Below are 15,932 nucleotides of genomic sequence, written 5' to 3' on the forward strand. Positions count from 1 at the left end.
ATGACCTCGACGACGACCGCGAGTACGCACAACCTGCTCACGGACAACCCCGAGCTGTACGAGGCCCGCTTCCCCGACCCCGACCGGCTCGCCGGACGCTGGACCGAGGACTGCCTGCGGCGGCACGGGGCAGGCCCGCGCGTGCTCGACATGGGCTGCGGCACCGGCCGCGACGCCGCACACCTGCACTCCGCCGGCCGTACGGTGACCGGCGCCGACCTCTCCGAGGCGATGCTCGCGCACGCCCGCGCCCATCACCCCGGCCCCGCGTACGTGCGCGCCGACCTGCGCGGATTCGACCTCGGTCAGAACGCCTTCGACTCCGTCGTGTGCCTGGACAGCGCCCTGCTGTACTGCCACACCAACGACGAGCTCGACGCCTTCCTGTCCTCCTGCCGCCGGGCCCTGGCCCCGGGCGGACTGCTCGTCGCGGAGATGCGCAACGGCGCCTACTTCCTGGGCCGTACCGACCTGCTCGACACACCCAGAGTCGACGAGTTCACCTGGCGGGGAGCCGCCTACCGCTCCACCACGACCCTCGCCGTTGACCGTGCGGCCCAACTTCTGCGCCGTACGCGCGTGTGGACCGCGGACGACGGGTCGGAGCCCGTCGAGCAACGCTCCGCATGGCGGCTGCTGTTCCCTCAGGAGCTGCGCCACCTCCTGGCCGCGCACGGCTTCGAGGTCGTCGAGCTCCACGACGGTCCTGGCCCGCGCACCGAGCCGCCGTGGCACGACGGTCTCCTTCCCGGCCGTACCGCCGACGCCGACCGGCTGCACGTGGTGGCCCGCTTGACCCGGCCCTCCTGACCGGGCCCTCCGACTCCCGACGCCCCGACACCTGATCGGCGGGTCGGCACCCGCGTCCTGATGCCCCACCTGACCGGGCCGGCCCCACGTCCTGATGCCTCAAACCTGACCGAGCCCGTCCCGCGCCCTGGCGCCCCACAACCGCCACCCCCGCACCGCAACGGCACATCCACACACACGTGAGGAAACACACATGCACGACGAATCCACCCGCTCTTTCCCCGCTCCGGACCTGCCGTCGGCGGAGCCCCCGGCCCCCTTGCGCTCGTCCCGGGGCTTCCCGGGCCTGCGCCGCCGCGGCTTCCTCGCCGCCACCGGTGCCGCCTCGCTCGGCGCGGTCACCCTCGCCGGATGCGGCGACTCGGGCTCGGGCTCCGGAGACGGCGGGAACAAGGGCGACGGCACACCGAAGCGGGGCGGGCGGCTGCGCGCAGCGTTCGCGGGCGGCGGTGCCAGCGAGACCCTCGACCCGCACCTGGCCAACCTGTTCGCCGACGTCGCCCGCGCCAAGGCCCTCTACGACAAGCTCGCCGACTACGGCCCCGACCTGTCCGCCCAACCCCGCCTCGCCGACAGGTGGGAGTCCAACAAGACCCTGGACCGCTGGCAGGTCACCCTGCGCGAGGCGACCTTCCACGACGGCAGACCGGTCACCGCCAAGGACGTCCTCTACAGCTACCGCCGTATCGCCGACCCGAAGCAGGCGTTCAGAGCCAAGGCGTCCCTGGAACCGATCGACCTCAAGGCCAGCCGCGCCATCGGCGAACGGTCGATCGAGTTCGTCCTCAAACGCCCGACGGCCGAATTCCCCAACGTCCTGGCCGCGTTCGGCGCATACATCGTGCCCGAGAACGCCACCGACTTCGACAAGAAGCCGATCGGTTCGGGACCGTTCCGGTTCGTGTCGTTCGCCCCGGGCCGCTCAGCGGTCTTCCGCCGCAACGACGACTACTGGGAGGGCGCCCCGCACCTCGACGAACTCGAGTTCGTCGTCGCCAACGAGGAGTCCGCCCGCGTCAACGCCCTCATCGGCGGCCAGGTCGAGTACGCGCACGAACTCAACCCCACCACCGCCCGCGCCCACGAGGGCAAGGGACAGATCGAGATCGTGCGGCTGCGGGGCAGCGCCATGCAGGGCTTCTGCATGAAGACCGACCGGGCTCCCTTCGACGACAAGCGGGTGCGCCAGGCGTTCTTCCTCATCGCCGACCGCAAGGAACTCGTCGACGGCGCGCTGTCCGGCGCCGGGGAGATCGGCAACGACCTGTTCGGCAAGGGCTACGAGTACTACGCCGACGGCCTGCCCCAGCGCGAACAGGACCTCGACAAGGCCCGCACCCTGCTCAAGCAGGCCGGCGCCGAGAACCTCACGGTCACCCTCGACACCTCGGCCGTGGCCGCCGGATTCACCGAAGCCGCCAGCATCTTCCGCGACCAGGCGAAGAAGGCAGGCGTCACCATCGACGTCAAGATGGGCAGCAAGGACTCCTACTGGAGCGACATCCTCGATGGCGGCATCCTGAGCTGCTACCGCTCCGGCGCCATGCCCATCGAGGCACACATCTCCCAGCGCCTGCTCACCAACTCCACCACCAACGCCACCAAGTGGCGGCACAAGGACTTCGACGCCCTCTACCAGCAAGCCCAGTCCACCCCCGACAAGACCGAACGCGCCGCCGTCTACGCCCGCATGCAGCGCCGCCTGTACTCCGAGGGCGGCTTCCTGATCTGGGGCTTCGCGGACTGGATCATCGGAACGGCCCGCTCGGTGAAGGGGGTTGAGACCAAGGCGCCCGCCAACACCATCGACTGGGCCCGCTTCGACAAGGTGTGGCTCGCGTGAGCGGACTGCGCTCCTTCGTCGCCCGGCGGCTGCTCCTCGGCGTCGCGCAGACCGTGGCCGTCGTGCTGCTGGTCTTCGCGCTCACCGAGGCGCTGCCGGGCGACGCCGCCGTCGCCCTCGCCGGGGACCAGCCCGACCCCGCCCGCATCGCGGCCATCCGCGAGGCCATGCGACTGGACCGGCCGGCGGTGGAGCGGCTGACCGACTGGGCGGCGGGCCTGTTCCACGGCGACCTCGGCACCTCCCTGGCCTCCGGCCGCCCGGTCAGTCAGTACATCGCCGACGGCTTCGGCCCCACCCTGCTGCTGGCCACGCTCACCGTCACCCTGCTCGTCCCCGTCGGCTTCGGCCTCGGCGTGCTGGCCGCCCGCCACGAGGGGCGCCTGGCGGACCGGCTCATCAGCTCCGCGACGCTCGCGGTGTACGCGGTCCCGGAGTTCGCCCTCGGCGTGCTGCTGGTGACCGTCCTCGCGATCCAGCTGGGCTGGCTGCCGCCGACCGCCGTCGGCTACGGCACCGACCTGCTCGCCCACCCGGCCGCACTCGTCCTGCCCGTCCTCGTCCTGCTGGCCCGGCCCGTGTGCTCCCTGGTGCGTCTGGTACGCGCGGGCGTGATCGACGCGCTCGCCTCCCCGTACGTGGCGCAGGCTCGCCGCTACGGCATCGCCGGCGCCCGCATCCGCTACACCCACGCCCTGCCCAACGCCCTTGCTCCCGCCGCCCAGCAACTCGCCCGCACCGTCGACTGGTTGCTGTGCGGTGTCATCGTCGTGGAGGCGCTGTACGTCATCCCCGGACTCGGCACCGTCCTGCTCAACGCGGTCGCCGAACGCGACCTGCCCGTCGTCCAGGGTCTCGCCGTGGTGTTCGGGGTCCTCACCGTGATGCTCAACCTCGGCGCCGACCTGGTCACCCACCGGCTCGCGCCCCGGGCGGCGGTGGCCGCGTGAGGAACCTGCGTACGGGCCGCTTCACCCTCGGCATCGCGGTCATCACCCTCCCCCTCGTCCTGGCACTCCTCGGCCCGCTGTTCGCGGGCGAACCGGGACCCCGGACCCCGTCCTTCACGCTCGGCGACGGGCACTGGCTCGGCACCGACTTCGTCGGTCGCGACGTCTGGCAGCAGGTGCTCCACGGCGGCCGGCCGGTCGTGCTGACCGCCCTCGCCGCGACCGCCCTGGCCTACCTCGTGGCCCTGCCCATCGGCCTGCTCAGCGCGCTCACCCACCGCCGCTGGCTGGAGGAGCTGCTGATGCGGCCCCTGGACGTGCTGCTCGCCATCCCGTCGCTGCTGCTGATCCTGCTGGCGGCGACGGTGTTCTCCCCCGGCGCCGTCGGCCTCGCCCTGCTCGTCGCGGTGGTCAACGTGCCCGACGCGGCCCGCCTGGTACGCGCCGCCGCCGCCGAGGCCGCCGCCCGCCCCGCGGTCGAGGCCCTGCGCATGCAGGGCGAGACGTGGTGGCGCATGGCCGTCGGCTACGTAGGCCGCTCCATGCTGCGTACCCTGGCCGCCGACGCAGGCACCCGGCTGACCGGGGTGCTGTACCTGGTCGCCACGGCCGCCTTCCTCGGCGTCGGCGTGGCCCCGGACGCCACCGACTGGGCGGTCATGGTCGACCGCAACCGCACCGGCCTGTTCGTCCAGCCCTGGGCCGTCGTGGTCCCCGCCCTGCTGATCGTGGGCCTGACGATGGGCACGAACCTCCTCTTCGACGCAGCCCTGGACAAGGGCGGGAGACAGGGCGCCCCCGCGCGCACGGCCACATCCGGAGGCACGGGCGGCAGCCTCCGCAGCCGGACAGAGAAGGAAGCACGTCCGTGAACCACGCGAACGACACCACCCCGGATCCCGTGGCCGAGATCCGCGACCTGCGCGTCGAGATCGACGGCAGGGCCATCGTCGACGGAGTCAGCCTCAAGGCCCTGCCCGGCAAGGTCACGGCGCTGGTCGGCGCCTCCGGCAGCGGCAAGACCACCACCGGCCTCGCCCTGCTCGGCGAGTACCCGCCCGGCGCCCACGTCACCGGCGACGTACGCCTGACGGCCGACGGCCTGGTCGGCTACATCCCCCAGCACCCGGCAGCCGTCCTCAACCCCGCCCGCCGTATCGCCGCGCTGCTCACCGACATAGCCCGCGCCCAGGTCGCCCATCTTCCGCTGAGGCGGCGCCGGGGGGCGGCCCGCGAACGCGTCCTGCACGCCCTCGCCGAAGCCCAACTCCCGGACGCCGAGGACCTGCTGCGGCGCTACCCGCACCAGCTCTCCGGCGGTCAGCAGCAGCGGGTCGTCCTCGCCCAAGCCCTGCTGCTCGGCGCCCGGGTCATCGTGGCCGACGAGCCCACGACCGGCCAGGACGCCGTGACCAAGAGCCGTATCGTCGACCAGCTGGCGGCCGTCGCGGCGCGCGGCATCGCCGTCGTCCTGCTCAGCCACGACCTGGACGTCGTACGCGCACTCGCCGACGAGCTCATCGTCATGCGGGCGGGCCGGGTCGTCGAGTCGGGCCCGGCACCACGCGTCTGCCTGGCGCCCCAGCATGAATGGACCCGCGAACTGCTCGGTGAGCAGCCGCGGTTCCCGGAACCCGCCAGTTCGACCGGCACCGAGCGGCCCGTCCTGCGAATACGCGACCTCACCGCCCGCCACCACGACGGCGCCCATGGCACGACCGTGGTGCTGCGCACCCCCCGACTGGACCTGCGCCCGGGCGAATGCCTGGCCGTCGTCGGCCGTTCCGGCAGCGGCAAGACCACCCTCGCCCGCTGCCTCGCCGGTCTCCACCGTGACCACGACGGAGAGATCCTCCTCGACGGCACACCGCTGCCCCACAGCCTCCGCAACCGCAGCCGTACGCACCTCGCTGCCGTGCAGTACGTCTTCCAGGACGCGGGCGCCGCCTTCGACGAACACCGTCCCGTACTCCACCAGGTCGCCCGCACCGCGATCCGCCTGCGCGGCACCGACACGGACACCGCGACGCGGGAAGCCCGGACCACCCTGACCCGCCTCGGCCTCCCCGAGGACCTGGTCCACCGGCGCCCAGGTCAGCTCTCCGGCGGCGAACTCCAGCGCGCCGCTCTCGCCCGCGCGCTCCTCGCCCGCCCCCGCGTCCTCATCTGCGACGAGATCACCTCCGGCCTCGACACGATCACCCGCCGGGGCATCCTCGACACCCTCACGGCCCTCGTCCGCCACCGCGACGACCTGTCCCTGGTCCTGATCACCCACGATCTGGACACCGCGGCCCTCGCCCACCGCATCGCCGTCCTGGACGCCGGCGAACTCGTCGAACAGGGCCCTGCCCAACGCATCCTGACCGCCCCCAGCCACCCGTTCACCATCACGCTTATGGAAACCACGGCCCGCCTGACGACCGGAACGAGCCGGCTGCTGAGCGGCCAAGAGGCCCTTCCCCCCGCAACTCAAGATGGGAGCACTAGGCCTTCCGGGCCAGCCCGGCCGCGATGAGCTGTTCCCAGACCGTGAGTTCTCTCCTCTGACCGATGTCCCGTGAGTCATCGGTCTCATCGGAACGCCACAAGGACGCGGGAACGATCCCCGGGTCGAGGATCTCCAGGCCGTCCAGCAGGGAGGCGATCTCGGCGTCGGTGCGCCACCGACCGCGGCCGAACGTCTGCTGGAGAACCGCCTCGGCCTCCGTCGTCTCCGGGTTGTCGCCCGAGCGGAAGTGGCTGATGAAGAAGTAGCTTCCCGAAGGGACGTGCTGGCGCCAGTAGCGGACGATACCGGCAGGGTCCTCGTCATCGTTGACGTGGTGGAGGATGGCGCTGAGCATGACAGCCACCGGTCGAGCGAAATCGATGAGTTCGGCGGTGTCCGGGTGAGTGCGGATGGCTTCGGGGTCACGCACATCGCCCGGGACGACGCGGGTCCGTTCGTTGCTCTCCAGCAACGCCCGGCCATGGACCAGGACTTGGGGATCGTTGTCGACGTAGACCACCCGGGACTCCGGGGCGTGCCGTTGCGCGACCTGGTGAACGTTGTCCGCCGTCGGCAGGCCGCTGCCCAGGTCGATGAACTGCCGGATACCGGTGGTCCTCGCGATCTCTCTGACCGCCCGGGTCAAGGCGGCGCGATTGGCAAAGGCAATGGCCACCGAGCCGGGTAGGTCGCGCTTGAACACGTCGCCGATCTCACGGTCCACCGCGTAGTTGTCCTTGCCACCGAGCAGGTAGTCGTAGACGCGAGCGATGCTGGGCTTGGTCGGGTCGATGGAGGAGCCTTGGTACGTCATGGCGGCCATTCTTCCCGTCAACATCGCTTGAGCACCCCCGTTTTGAGCTTCTCCGGTCACTCAAGGCAGCGCGTGGCGACATGTCCGAAACGCAGACGAACTAGAGGGGCACAGCCACCGCGAACTCGCGAGCCGAAACCCGACGCACCGCCGGTCTGATGGAACAGCGACCTGGCTGCCCTGTTCGAGCGGGTATCCCCGCAGGCAACTCGGCCGTTCACTCTCGGCCCAGGTCCAAGATGCGCGGATGCCTGATCACGGACCCGTCGGCCGGCAAGTACGGGACGATCGAGGGTGAGGCACGCCAGGATCGAGGCGAGTCCGCTGTGGCTGCATAAACCCGGCTGCCAAGCAATCATGCAGCAGTCCCGTTGGCCGTACCGAGGGCGGAGTGCGAGCGGCAGGCCCCGGATCATGTACCTTTCGGGCCGTCTGCCGTCGAATGGCGAATCATGCCCCGGCGCGATGGGCATCATGGCGGCACGAGAGCAGTTCCGTGGCGCTTCAGGGGGATGTCATGGCGCGATCGACGGCCGATCTGGACGGTTATGCGTTAACTGAATCAATCGACCGTGCGCATGGGTGTCTGCGGCGGAATTTCCGATCCGGTTCCGGGGCGGCCGGTTGGTACCACTACCTGGATGATCCCCTTCCAGGCATCACCGCATCAGCTGTCGGGCTCTTCACCTTCAGCGTTCCCGGGGTCGTGTTCGAGAGGGCTCCTGACGTGCTGGCCTACTTGATCGGCCAGCAGAGCCACCCGGGAAATCCGCGCAGCGGTGGCTGGTCTGTGCGCACGACGAACGGTTTCCCCATCCTGGAGGCCACGGCATGGGTGGTCCGTGCGTTGAGCAGGCCGGACGTGGGACTGCTCAGCGGCGGTGCGAGTGCGCGGCGCGGTGCCGAGTGGATCCGGGACAACCAGAACGTCGACTGCGGCTGGGGATCGTACGCCGGGCAGCCTTCGCGTGTGTTCCACACCGCGCTCGCCGTTCTGGCGCTCGACGAGTGCGGCGGGGACCGGGCCGCGTTGGCTCAGGCGCAGCGCTGGCTCATCGACGCCCAGAACCCCGGAGTGCCCGCCTGGGGTCCGCTGCCGGGTGCTGAGCCCACGCTGGTCCACACGAGTTGGGCCCTCATGGCTCTGACTCGCATTCCGGGCGCGTTGAGCGTCAACACCATCCGTCGCACTACGGAGTGGTTACTGGAAGGGCTGAGCCCCGGGACCCACGTCGAGCGCAGCACCACGGTCGAGGAGTACGACGTGCCGTTCGCGCAGGCCGGTGCGACCGCCGTGTTCCAGAACTCATTGCCGCACTTCGCGGGGCCCCTCGCGATCAGTGCTCTGTTGTCGGCGGGTGTGGTCGATCCGCTTCAGCCGAAGGTCTTCGAAACGCTCCAGGGAATACTCGATACGCAGCAGGAAAGCGGGGCGTGGGAACTGCCTCGCAGCCCGACCCGGCCGTCCATATGGGCCATCTGGCCGTTCGTCAACGCTCTGGCGCTGGCCAGGTCGACCATCCTCACGACGCCGAACAGCAGGGCGTCGCTGCTCTTTCCGGGTTGCGTGATCGTGCAGAACGAAGACGTGGGCCGACGCTTCTCGCGCGGTCTGCTGGTGCGGAGCATTCTGCGGGACTGGATCCGAATGAAACGTCTGACTGCCATACTGTGGTTGGTTTCCGTCGCGGCCACAGGTATTCCACTAGGACTGTTGATCAGCGGAAGCCTGTCCTTATCAGAATTCCTGATGTCGCTCATAGTTCCGCTCCTGCTTATGCTTTTCGATTATCTGTGGCAACGGCGGCACTCCTCCGGAGCGGGGGCGGGGCCGTGAGGAGGGATGCCGACGGGCCCTGCGAGCTGTGTGACGAGGTGCGCTGGAGTGGAAGCGCGGCGACCGGTGACCCGCGTCTTCCGGGATTGGAGGACGTCTTCTCCCGGCTGGTGATGCGCACCAGGGCCGCTGACGTCCTGTCCGGGTTGGGATGCATGGCGCCGGGATACGCACTCGTGGTGCCTCACCATCACGCGCTGAGCGTAGGCGAGTTACCCGGAGGTGAACGCACCCACGTCTTCCGCACGGCGTGGGGGGCCGCAGAACTGATACGTCGTACGTTCGGCGGGGCCGTGGTCCTCGTCGAGCACGGCTCCTCCGGCTCACGCGAGGGAGGCGGCGGCTCGTGCGTCACCCACGCGCACCTCCACCTCTTCCCGCTTGAGCACGGCATGGACCCCGCGTCGTTCGTCCCTCCCGAAAGTCGGCGCGTCACCACTTCGGCGGGCTTGGCGGCGGCGGCAGCGCGACACAGCAACTACTACTACTGCTCCTGGAAACAGGACGAGGGCTATCTCTTGATCGATCCGAAATTACCTTCGCAGTACGCACGACGTGTGTGGGCCGGTCTGCTCGACGAGCCTGACCTGTGGGACTGGGCGGCGTTCCCCTTCCTGGGCAACGCCCGCTGGACCACCGCGGCCTTGCAAAAGGCGCGGCACGCCCAGCCTCTGGGGCCCATGGAGGAAACCGTGCTCGCCTACGACAGCGCGGCCGAATCCTACGCCCGCCGGACGGCCTCGTTCGCACCAGGCTCCGCCCTTCCCAGTGAGATCGACGAACTGGCCGACGCGGTCGACGGCATCGTCCTGGATGCGGGAGCCGGTGCCGGACGTGACGCACTCAGGTTCGCGCAGCAGGGAAAGCATGTGCTGGCATTGGACGCCAGTGGGTCACTGCTGTCCCATGCGCCGGTCCACGACCGGACCCTGCCGGTCCTGGGCGACGTGCGGAGTCTGCCCCTTCCCGCCCGCTGCGTGGCCGCGGTCTGGTGTTCGGCCGTGCTGCTGCACCTTCCGTCGGAGGACTTTCTACGGTCGCTGCAGGAGTTCCACCGTGTCCTGCGGCCCGGGGGCGTCGCGCAGGTCTCGGTCAAGGAGGGAGAGGGGCATGTGGCGCTGCCGATGGAGGGAGACGGTTCGCCTCGCCGGCACTTCTACTTCTATCGGGTCGACCGTCTTCAGAGCCTGGCGGAGAAGAGTGGATTCGAGGTGCTCAGAACCTGGTCGGAGGACGAGTTGGACTCCTCCTCGACCGTCCAGCGCTGGATCAAGGCTCTGCTGAGGAAGCCGGCGTGATACCGCACCTGCACCTGCATCTGGAGCCGGAAGAGCGCAAGCGCCGGGCAGTGGGCCTGCCGAGTCGGCGTCCCCGTTCCAGTGCGGCGTTCTTCGACGCCCATCGAGTCGACACACCGGACCGGGTCCGGGTCAGCGGTCACGATCTCGGACGGTTCCTGCGGGATGTGCATGCCGAGCATGAAGCCCAGGGTGTCGACTACGTCGAGGTGCGCGTATCGCCCAGGCGCTTCCTCACCGACGGGCTGTCGCTGGACGACGTCCTCGGCATCACGCACAGAGTGCTCGACGGCCTACGCGGCCCGTATGTACGAGTCGTGCTGCTGCTGAACCGGGACTGCCCTGACGAGACGCTGGAGGAGTGCGCGGCAGCGCTGACTCGCCTGCCCTCCACCTTCGTCGGCGTCGATATCGCCGGGGACGAGAGAAGACACCCGGATGTCGACCGCTTTCAGGCGTTCTGCTCGGCGGCGCGTTCGGCCGGTCGTGGAGTGACGGTCCACGCCGGCGAATTCGGATCCGATCGGCACATCTGGTCGGCCTTGGACCGGCTGGGCGCGCAGCGCATAGGCCACGGCATCGCCGCCGCGTCGAGCAAGACACTCATGGACCGCCTGGCACGCGACCACGTACACGTCGAGGTCTCACTGACCTCCAACGCGGCACTGGGCGCAGTACGGGACATCGAAGCGCATCCCGTACGGACGCTGATCGAACACGGTGTGTCGGTCTCCTTCAACGCCGACGTACCGCTCCACACCGGACGGTCATTCCGGGCGGAGATCTCGACGGCCGCCGAAGTGCTGCACTGCACGACCAGTGAGGTCCTCGCCCTCCAGAAGCGAGCGCTGCCGTACTGCTTCACCGAGTTCCCCCTCGATTGACCCCTTGACCTGGATCCGCGTACGGAACACGGTCCCGGATCTCACGGGCGGCCCACTTTGCGGCCGGGGCGGAGGGCACCCCGGGAAGAGAAGGGGCCAGCGGCCAATTACGGAGCGTGGCGCGTCCGGTGAGGAGCGGCCACGCTGCCGCGCAGGCCGGTGTCAGCCTCATGCGGCTGTGCTAGGGGGCCGGGGACTTTCCACCGTTCACCGGGTGGTAGAGGCAGAAAAGCGTGTTCTGACCGGACTGACCGGGCTTCAGCCGAGGGCGGTCAGACCTGTCCCCCGGCTCACGGCAGATTCCCAGCTCGCCACCCACCCCTGTAATCAACTCCGTTCGCTTCATTGACATCTCACCCAGAAGTCCTAGCGTCGGGAGCGCTCCCATCACAGCCTTGCAACTGGAAGGAGTCCCCCCACATGCGCAACCAGAGTCCGTTGACCGGGCGTTCGCGGTCGTCGCTTCGCCGGCCTCTCCAGGCGCTCGTCATGCTGTTCGCCCTGGTGGTCGGCGCGCTCACCTGGTCGTCCCCCGCGCAGGCCCACGGCACCGTCGTCGACCCCGCCACCCGCGCGTACCAGTGCTGGAAGACGTGGGGCAGCAACCACACGAACCCGGCCATGCAGACCCAGGACCCCATGTGCTGGCAGGCCTTCCAGGCCAACGCCGACACCATGTGGAACTGGATGAGCGCGCTCCGGGACGGCCTCGGCGGCCAGTTCCAGGCGCGGACCCCCGACGGGACGCTCTGCAGCAACAACCTCTCCAGGAACGCCAGCCTCGACAAGCCCGGGCCGTGGAAGACCACCAACGTCACCAACAACTTCTCGGTCCACCTGTACGACCAGGCGTCCCACGGTGCCGACTACTTCAAGGTCTACGTGAGCAAGCAGGGCTTCGACCCCAAGACCCAGACCCTGGGCTGGAGCAACCTCGACTTCATCACGCAGACCGGCCGCTACGCCCCCGCGCAGGACATCACGTTCCCCGTCCAGACCTCCGGCTACAGCGGACACCACATCCTGTTCGTGATCTGGCAGGCCTCGCACCTCGACCAGGCCTACATGTGGTGCAGCGACGTGAACTTCGGCTGAGCCGAGGAGCATCGCACACGGCACCGGCCTGTGCCGGGCGCCGGTAGCACGTCACCCCGCCCGACCGAGCTCCGTCGGGGCAGGGCCCCGAGCGGTCACCTGGCCCCGACGGAGCTTCCCCACGCTCGTAGGTGTGCTGCTTCGAGGTGCTGGCGAGGCTGCGGGCATCCGGCGCCCTCCCCCTTCCCCTGGTCGCCACCGCTTCCTCGGCGAAAGGCGTCGTCGTGCCTGTCGACTCGGGGTCCGGGTACACGGTGCGTGCACGTGACCTTTGGTGGGCCAAGGAGAGGAAGTCGAACAGTGGCGGTCAAAGCAATGGGGTGGGCGCACTCGTTTCCCATGTCCGAAGGAGTCCGCGTCGGCCGGGAGTGGACACGAAGCCGTCTCGAGTCCCTGCCCTGGACCGCTGACGAGCCGGACACGGTGGACGCCATCGTGCTGGCGGTGTCCGAACTGATCACCAATGCGCACATCCACGCCCACAGCGACGCGCACCTGGTCCTCACATGGGACGGCGACTGCCTTCAGGTGAGCGTCCACGACGATGATCCGTCGCTGCCGCAGCAGCGCGAACCGGAGCAGGGCGCGGTCTCCGGCCGAGGGGTCTCCATCGTGCGCACGCTCGCCGACGACTGGGCGACGAAGTGCCAACGCCACGGTAAGACCGTGACAGCATGCTTCCGCCCCGGCTCCCCCGCTGCCACCGCCGGCCAAGAGGACAGCCGCAGTTGAGTCCTGCCTATCGGTGGCACCGACCGCTGCTGTGGTCCGGCACAAGACCTGTGACGGCGGCCGTCCGGTCGACCAGAGTCAGGGCCAGATGTGCTTCAGGGTGAATTCAGGCGTCGCATAGGGGCCGCCCTGAGGTGCCGAGGGATCGGCAGGAACGTCCGCGTCGGTCACGCGTGCGGCATACTCCTCGGCGTTGTCGACAGGCGTGTACGGCAGCACTGACTCGTCAGGGAGTTCCCAGAACCGTCGGGAGTTGGCGGAGACCGCGTACACGGTGGCGAAGCGGGTGGACTGCGGGGCGGTGAGTGCCGCCCGGACATACCCCACGGCGTCCCGCGGGCTGAGCCAGGTCGCCAGGTGGCGAGGTTCTGTGGGCACCTCCTCGAAGCTGCCGATGCGCAGGCAGATGACCGAGAGGTCGAACTTGTCCGCGTACAGCTGGCCCAGGGCCTCAACAGCTACCTTGCTCACCCCGTACAGGCCGTCCGGCCGCGCGGGCTCCGGCGGACGTGTGCGATGGCCAGTGGGATAGAACCCCGTGACGCGGTTGCTGCTGGCCAGCACCACACGCCGGCTTCCCACCCGCCGCGCTGCTTCCAGCACATGATGGGTGCCCAGCACATTCGCTTCCAGGAGATCGGCCAGAGGCGCCTCATCCGGCACTCCGCCCAGGTGGAGCACGGAATCCACACCGGCCAGTGCCGACTCCACGGCTGCCACGTCACGCAGGTCGACGGTGCGTACCTCTTCCCGTGCCGTCTCCGCCCGGAGCGGAACACGGTCCAACAGGACCAGCCGGTCCACGTCGCCTCTCAGAGCCACCCGGACCACGGACCCGATGGCGCCCGCCGCGCCGGTGACCGCCACCGTTCCCAGACCCACAACGCCCCCACAGGTTCGACAAGGCCCCGATTCTGCCAGCCGCCCCTCCTTCGGGTTTCGAATCCGGATCTCGGAGCACCGCACGATCAGCACATGTGGACGCGTGCGGGGTCTGCTCCGGGTCTGGGGCATGCCCCGGTATCGTCCGACCGACAGCCCGGTCCGCGGATCAGCGGTCCGCACGAGGAGGAACCAGCGCCATGACCGACGGCCCGCAGGGAACCGAGCCGGCTCACGGAGCCGCATCGCGGGTGCAGGAGGCCGAACAGGCCCGGACGCGCGACACGGTGCGCCTGGCGGTGGTCGTCGGTGCGCTCGGCGTCGTCTTCGGCGACATCGGCACCAGCCCGATCTACACCCTCCAGACCGTGTTCAACCCCGACGACCCGCATCCCGTCCCGGTCAGCACGGACAACGTGTACGGGGTGGTGTCTCTGGTGTTCTGGTCAGTGATGATCATCGTCACGGTCACCTACATCCTGCTCGCGATGCGCGCCGACAACGACGGCGAGGGCGGCATCATGGCGCTCATCACCCTGGTGCGACGGTGGAGTTCACGGCTCGGCAGCAAGGCGGCCGCCGCCCTGGCCGCCCTCGGCATCTTCGGCGCGTCGCTCTTCTTCGGCGACAGCATGATCACCCCGGCGATCTCGGTGCTCTCCGCGGTCGAAGGACTCAAGGTCGTGGAACCGTCCCTCGGGGACGCGGTCGTGCCCATCACCGCGGTGATCATCGTGACCCTCTTCCTCGTGCAGCGCAGAGGAACCGCGGCGGTGGGGCGGGTGTTCGGACCGGTCATGATCCTTTGGTTCCTGGCCATCGGTGCCTGCGGCGTCGTCGGCATCAGCGACCACCCGGACATCCTCAAGTCGCTGTCCCCCACGTACGCGTTGGGCTTCCTGTTCGGTCACTGGGGCACCGCCTTCTTCGCCCTGGCCGCGATCGTCCTCGCCGTGACCGGGGCCGAGGCGCTCTACGCCGACATGGGCCACTTCGGCCGCCGGGCGATCACCCGGGGGTGGCTGCTGCTCGTCCTGCCCGCCTGTGTCCTCAGCTACATGGGGCAGGGCGCGCTGATCCTCGCCGACCCGGACAACATCAGCAGCCCGTTCTTCCTGCTCGTGCCCGACTGGGGACGCTGGCCGATGGTCCTGCTCGCGACGGCGGCGACCGTGATCGCCTCCCAGGCGGTGATCACCGGCGCCTACTCGGTCGCCTCCCAGGCCGCACGGCTCGGCTATCTGCCGAGGCTTCGCATCGCGCACACCTCCGAGTCGACCATCGGCCAGATCTACGTGCCCTGGATCAACTGGCTGCTGATGGTCTCGGTCCTCACCCTGGTCTTCGCCTTCCGCAGCTCCGCCGAGCTGGCCTACGCCTTCGGCATGGCGGTCACCGGAACCATGACCATCACCACCCTGCTGTTCCTCAACGTCGCCCGCGTCAAGTGGGGCACGCCCACGTGGCTGCTGGCCGTCGGCGGGGGTCTGCTCCTGTTCGTGGACCTGCTGTTCGTGGCCGCCAACATGACCAAGCTCGTGCACGGCGCCTGGCTGCCGCTGCTCATCGGCCTCACCGCGTTCACCGTCATGACGACCTGGCAGCGCGGCCGCGAGATCGTCACCGCGCAACGAGCGCGCGCCGAAGGAGCACTGCCCGAGTTCGTCGACGACCTCCGCAGCGGCAAGGCCGCCACGCGCCAGGTCCCCGGCACGGCCGTGTTCCTGAACCGGGACAAGGCGACGGCCCCCCTCGCCATGCGGGCCAACGTCGAGCACAACCACGTGCGGCACGAGCAGGTCGTGATCCTCTCCCTGACGACGGAGCCGATCCCCCGGGTCCCGGCCGACGAGCGGATCGTCGTGGACGACCTCGGCTACACCGACGACGGGATCGTCCACGTCACCGCCCGCTTCGGTTACATGGAGACACCGGACGTGCCCGGCACGCTGGCCATGCTGTCGCCGGACGAGACCGAGGGACGGTTGCAGCTCGACCAGGCGTCGTACTTCCTGTCGAAGATCGAGCTTCGGCGCGGGACGGCACCGACGATGGCGCCCTGGCGCAAACGGCTGTTCATCGCCACGTCCTACATCACGGCCGACGCCGCCGAGCACTTCAGCCTGCCCCGGGACCGCACGGTCATCATGGGCTCGCACATCGAGGTGTAGACGCGCGCTGAGGCGAAGCCGGCCGGTGCGTCGGCTGCCTCACCGTGCGTACATCGGCGCCGACTGCCCGTGGAGAGAGCACGTCCTCAGAGAGACTCCCGTCATCGCTGCGACCTGAATGCGGC

General features: G+C 69.4%; 13 protein-coding genes. 11 read left to right on the top strand and 2 right to left on the bottom strand.

Translation table 11 applies throughout. The annotated features are described in order from the left end of the window. The 5 genes from ACH41F_RS14785 to ACH41F_RS14805 all read left to right on the top strand — a co-directional run bounded on the left by ACH41F_RS14785 (position 1) and on the right by ACH41F_RS14805 (position 6,121). On the top strand, positions 1-810 hold the full coding sequence (locus tag ACH41F_RS14785) for a methyltransferase domain-containing protein (protein ID WP_391231151.1): 810 nt from the start codon (positions 1-3) through the stop codon (positions 808-810). 193 nt (positions 811-1,003) lie between these two features. Continuing rightward, positions 1,004-2,653 (top strand): ABC transporter substrate-binding protein, encoded by a 1,650-nt coding sequence (locus ACH41F_RS14790; protein ID WP_398835642.1) that lies wholly within the window; start codon positions 1,004-1,006, stop codon positions 2,651-2,653. Continuing rightward, on the top strand, positions 2,650-3,603 hold the full coding sequence (locus ACH41F_RS14795) for an ABC transporter permease subunit (protein ID WP_391231149.1): 954 nt from the start codon (positions 2,650-2,652) through the stop codon (positions 3,601-3,603). The genes ACH41F_RS14790 and ACH41F_RS14795 overlap by 4 nt, the downstream gene beginning before the upstream one ends. Beyond that, on the top strand, positions 3,600-4,475 hold the full coding sequence (locus ACH41F_RS14800; RefSeq protein ID WP_398835644.1) for an ABC transporter permease: 876 nt from the start codon (positions 3,600-3,602) through the stop codon (positions 4,473-4,475). The genes ACH41F_RS14795 and ACH41F_RS14800 overlap by 4 nt, the downstream gene beginning before the upstream one ends. Beyond that, positions 4,472-6,121: an ABC transporter ATP-binding protein gene (locus ACH41F_RS14805; RefSeq protein ID WP_398835646.1), complete on the top strand. Its 1,650-nt coding sequence runs from the start codon at positions 4,472-4,474 to the stop codon at positions 6,119-6,121. The genes ACH41F_RS14800 and ACH41F_RS14805 overlap by 4 nt, the downstream gene beginning before the upstream one ends. On the opposite strand, the gene ACH41F_RS14810 is transcribed toward ACH41F_RS14805, so the two are convergent. Continuing rightward, positions 6,090-6,917, bottom strand: coding sequence for an SAM-dependent methyltransferase (locus ACH41F_RS14810; protein ID WP_398835648.1), 828 nt, complete (start codon positions 6,915-6,917; stop codon positions 6,090-6,092). The genes ACH41F_RS14805 and ACH41F_RS14810 overlap by 32 nt on opposite strands. 508 nt (positions 6,918-7,425) lie before the next feature. Between ACH41F_RS14810 and ACH41F_RS14815 the strand changes: the two genes are divergently transcribed. From ACH41F_RS14815 to ACH41F_RS14835, 5 genes are all read left to right on the top strand, one after another. After that, positions 7,426-8,745 (top strand): prenyltransferase/squalene oxidase repeat-containing protein, encoded by a 1,320-nt coding sequence (locus ACH41F_RS14815; protein ID WP_398835651.1) that lies wholly within the window; start codon positions 7,426-7,428, stop codon positions 8,743-8,745. A 293-nt stretch (positions 8,746-9,038) separates the two neighbouring features. Then, on the top strand, positions 9,039-10,043 hold the full coding sequence (locus ACH41F_RS14820; protein WP_398835653.1) for a methyltransferase domain-containing protein: 1,005 nt from the start codon (positions 9,039-9,041) through the stop codon (positions 10,041-10,043). Continuing rightward, positions 10,040-10,927, top strand: coding sequence for an adenosine deaminase (locus tag ACH41F_RS14825; RefSeq protein ID WP_398835656.1), 888 nt, complete (start codon positions 10,040-10,042; stop codon positions 10,925-10,927). The genes ACH41F_RS14820 and ACH41F_RS14825 overlap by 4 nt, the downstream gene beginning before the upstream one ends. Before the next feature lie 489 nt (positions 10,928-11,416). Next, entirely contained in the window at positions 11,417-12,022 is a 606-nt protein-coding gene (locus ACH41F_RS14830) for a lytic polysaccharide monooxygenase (RefSeq protein ID WP_398836375.1), read from the top strand. 300 nt (positions 12,023-12,322) lie between these two features. Next, positions 12,323-12,754, top strand: a complete 432-nt coding sequence (locus ACH41F_RS14835) for an ATP-binding protein (protein ID WP_391231134.1) — start codon at positions 12,323-12,325, stop codon at positions 12,752-12,754. Positions 12,755-12,832: 78 nt separating this feature from the next. On the opposite strand, the gene ACH41F_RS14840 is transcribed toward ACH41F_RS14835, so the two are convergent. Next, entirely contained in the window at positions 12,833-13,636 is an 804-nt protein-coding gene (locus ACH41F_RS14840; RefSeq protein WP_398835658.1) for an NAD-dependent epimerase/dehydratase family protein, read from the bottom strand. Positions 13,637-13,836: 200 nt separating this feature from the next. Here ACH41F_RS14840 and ACH41F_RS14845 point away from each other — a divergent pair, with 200 nt between their 5' ends. Beyond that, positions 13,837-15,807, top strand: coding sequence for a potassium transporter Kup (locus tag ACH41F_RS14845; protein ID WP_398835660.1), 1,971 nt, complete (start codon positions 13,837-13,839; stop codon positions 15,805-15,807). The last annotated feature ends 125 nt before the right edge of the window (positions 15,808-15,932 follow it).

Source organism: Streptomyces sp. NPDC020489, from assembly GCF_044386545.1.
In the GTDB taxonomy this organism is placed as follows: Bacteria; Actinomycetota; Actinomycetes; order Streptomycetales; family Streptomycetaceae; genus Streptomyces.

Bases quoted from the DNA above. Each gene is read 5' to 3' on its own strand.
- ACH41F_RS14830 (WP_398836375.1), top strand. From the start codon at position 11,417: ATGCTGTTCGCCCTGGTGGTCGGCGCGCTCACCTGGTCGTCCCCCGCG.
- ACH41F_RS14785 (WP_391231151.1), top strand. From the start codon at position 1: ATGACCTCGACGACGACCGCGAGTACGCACAACCTGCTCACGGACAAC.
- ACH41F_RS14815 (WP_398835651.1), top strand. From the start codon at position 7,426: ATGGCGCGATCGACGGCCGATCTGGACGGTTATGCGTTAACTGAATCA.
- ACH41F_RS14845 (WP_398835660.1), top strand. From the start codon at position 13,837: ATGACCGACGGCCCGCAGGGAACCGAGCCGGCTCACGGAGCCGCATCG.
- ACH41F_RS14790 (WP_398835642.1), top strand. From the start codon at position 1,004: ATGCACGACGAATCCACCCGCTCTTTCCCCGCTCCGGACCTGCCGTCG.
- ACH41F_RS14810 (WP_398835648.1), bottom strand. From the start codon at position 6,917: ATGGCCGCCATGACGTACCAAGGCTCCTCCATCGACCCGACCAAGCCC.